The sequence below is a fragment of the Archangium sp. genome, from assembly GCF_036389735.1.
Lineage (GTDB): Bacteria > Myxococcota > Myxococcia > Myxococcales > Myxococcaceae > Archangium.
The window spans coordinates 1-3,136 of record NZ_DASVWK010000265.1; the positions used below are offsets into that span (position 1 = coordinate 1).

The window sequence follows — 3,136 nt, forward strand, 5'->3', positions numbered from 1 at the left end:
GCCGTCATCTTCTCGGCGAGCGGGAGCTGGACGCAGGAGTACACGCTCGGGCTGCTGACGAACACGGACGGCAACCTGCTCAACCCCAAGTCCTGGGTGAAGACCGGGCCGGTGTTCCGCAAGAACGCCGACGTGTACGGCGTGGGGCACCCGACGTTCGTGAAGTCCCCGGACGGCACGGAGAACTGGATGGCCTACCACGCCAAGCGGCTGAGCACCGATGGCTGGGGTGACCGCAGCATGCGCGCCCAGGAGTTCTACATCGCGAGCGACGGCTCGCTGAACCTGGGCGTGGCGAGGTCCGTCTCCCTCGCGCAGCCCAAGCCCGGTGGGGAGAGCGGCGCGCCCGCCTCGCCCAACCCCATCGACGCCTACGGCTGGGGCAGCTCGTTCGAGGGTGTGGGGCGTTCCGGCTCGTGGACGATCTCCAGCGCCACGGCGGCCTCGGGCACGACGCTCGGGTCGAGCTGGGCGAATCTCTTCCGCGGCAACGCGAACTTCGAGTCCGTGGCGGTGTCCGCGAGCGTCCAGTGGGTGGCCACGGGCACGACCTCGGCCTATCCCAAGTTCGGCATCTACGGGACGTACAAGGACGCCAACAACCACGTGGCCGCGTTCCTGGACAAGAAGTACATGATGTTCGCGACGTTCGCGGTGGTCGACGGGGTGCTGAAGGGCTGGCAGAACACGGCCCTCCCGAGCACGTTCGACTGGACCGTGGCCCACAACATCCGCGTCGAGCGCAACTGGAGCGGGAACTACAAGTTCTTCCTCGACGGCGCGCTCCAGCAGACGCGGCAGATCGGAAACATCGTCGGTCAGATGGGGCTCGTCACCGAGGACACCAAGGCCAACTACACGAACGTGAAGATGGACTCGACGCAGGGGTGGGGTGACCCCGCCTACGACGGGTTGCAGAACGGCAAGTACGAGATTCTGAGCGCTCGCGATGTGGTGGGCTGGGCCACGGGGTTGGGTTGGAAGGGACTGTGGCGCAAGGCCGCTCCCACCACGGCCAACTACACGCTGGAGTCCGGTATCCGCCTGAAGGCCCAGGGCCCCACGGGCTATCCGAAGTACGGCTTCTTCGTGTGCTACCAGGACGACCGGAACCACATGACCGTGTGGTTGGATCCGAGGTACGGCGTCCTCGCGTCCCATGCCGTCGCGGGCGGAGTGGACCTGGGGTGGCAGAACGTGGCGTTGGGGACGTTCAGCTTCACGTCCACCCACACCGTGAAGGTCTTCCGCAGCGGCTCGTCCTTCACCGTCTACGTCGACGGTGTCCAGAAGCACGTCCGCTCCGTGGGACTCACGTCCTGCCAGACGGGCCTCGTCTCCGAGGACGCCCAGGTCGAGTACACCAACTACCGCGTCTACTGACAGCGTCCGACAACCGGCCCGGCGCCTCCTCAGGGCGCCGTGGCCGGCGTTGGCGGACACACGCCCGGGTCAGCCGAAGGCGCTGTCCTTGCCTCGGGTCGGCAGCACGGAGGCCCCCTGGGAGAGGTACGCATCGACGGCCTTCGCCGCCTCCCGCCCGTCCGAGATGGCCCAGACGATGAGGCTCGCCCCCCGGCTCGTGTCACCCGCGCTGAACACGCCGTCCACCGACGTGGCGAACCGTGCATCCACCTGCACGTTGCCCCGTGGGCTGAGCTTCATGCCCAGCTCCTCCGTCAGCCGCCCGGTCTCCGGCCCCGTGAAGCCCATGGCCAGCACCAGCAGGTCCACCTCGTAGACCACCTCCGAGCCGGGCACCTCCACCAGCCGCGGTGCGCCCCCCGCCTCGCGCTGGAGCTCCACCTTCACCGCGTGCAGCGCCCGCATCTTCCCGTCCGCGCCCTCGAGCCGCTTCGTCATCAGCCCGAACTCGCGCGCCCCCCCCTCCTCCTGGCTGGAGGACGTCCGGAAGATGAGCGGCCAGCGCGGCCACGGGTTGCCCTCGGCGCGCACCTTCGGCGGCGCGGGCATCAGCTCCACCTGCGTCACGCTCGCCGCACCCTGCCGCAGCGCCGTGCCCAGGCAGTCCGAGCCCGTGTCCCCTCCTCCGAGGATGAGCACCCGCCGCCCCGCCGCGTCCAGCCGGGGCTCCAGCGTCGCCAGCCCCGACACCACCCGGTTCTGGTGCTCCAGGTACTCCATGGCCTGCAGCACGCCGGACAGCTCACGCCCGGGGACCTCCAGCTCGCGGGCCCGCCTCGCGCCCATGGCCAGCACCACCGCGTCGTACTGCTCGCGCAGCGCGCCGAAGCCCGGCTCGCGGCCCACGTCCACCCCGCAGCGGAACTCCACCCCCTCGGCCTCCATCAGCTTCAGCCGCCGGTCCAGCACCGACTTCTCCAGCTTGAAGTCGGGAATGCCGTAGCGCAGCAGGCCACCGGGCCGGTCGTCCCGCTCGTACACGGTGACGCTGTGTCCCGCCTGGTTGAGCTGCGCCGCCGCCGCCAGCCCCGCCGGCCCCGAGCCCACCACCGCCACGCGCTTGCCCGTGCGGCTCGTCGGAGGCCGGGCTCGCACCCAGCCCTCGGCGAAGGCCCGCTCGATGATCTCCTTCTCCATCTGCTCGATGGTCACCGGGTCCTGGTCGATGTTGAGGACGCAGGCGGCCTCACACGGTGCCGGGCACAGCCGGCCGGTGAACTCGGGGAAGTTGTTGGTACCACTCAGCGCCAGGAAGGCCTCCCGCCACTTCCCCCGGTACACCGCGTCGTTGAACTCGGGGATGGGGTTTCCCAGCGGGCAGCCCTGGTGACAGAAGGGCACGCCGCAGTCCATGCACCGCCCCGCCTGCCGCTTCGCCTCGTCGGCGGCCAGGGGCAGCGCGAACTCGCGCGAGTCTCCCACGCGCTCGGACTTCTCGCGCTTCGGGGCGGGCACGCGCTTCCACTCCATGAATCCGGTCGTCTTGCCCATGGTCAGCCCTCCCCTCCCACGACCTGGAGGCGCGGAGCCGCCACCGGGGGGGGCCTGCGGGCCGCCCGGCGCGCCTGGAGCACGCGCTTGTAGTCGGTGGGCATCACCTTCACGAACTGCGGCACCATCAGCTCCCAGTTGTCGAGCACCCGTCGCGCCAGCGTGCTCCCCGTGTGGTGGAAGTGCCGTTCAATCATCCCGTGCACGAGCCAGATTTCGG

At 69.8% G+C, this 3,136-nt stretch carries 3 protein-coding genes; 1 reads left to right on the forward strand and 2 read right to left on the reverse strand.

Going from position 1 to position 3,136, the window contains the following annotated elements:
- Positions 1–1,383: family 43 glycosylhydrolase (locus tag VF794_RS09585; RefSeq protein WP_331108988.1), on the forward strand; the 1,383-nt coding region annotated here is incomplete at its 5' end.
- A 69-nt stretch (positions 1,384–1,452) separates the two neighbouring features.
- Here VF794_RS09585 and VF794_RS09590 read toward each other — a convergent pair.
- Both VF794_RS09590 and VF794_RS09595 read right to left on the reverse strand, forming a co-directional pair.
- Entirely contained in the window at positions 1,453–2,916 is a 1,464-nt protein-coding gene (locus tag VF794_RS09590) for a glutamate synthase subunit beta (RefSeq protein WP_331108989.1), read from the reverse strand.
- A gap of 2 nt (positions 2,917–2,918) precedes the next feature.
- Positions 2,919–3,136, reverse strand: a 218-nt coding sequence (locus VF794_RS09595; RefSeq protein WP_331108991.1) for a hypothetical protein, incomplete at its 5' end; no start/stop codon positions are given.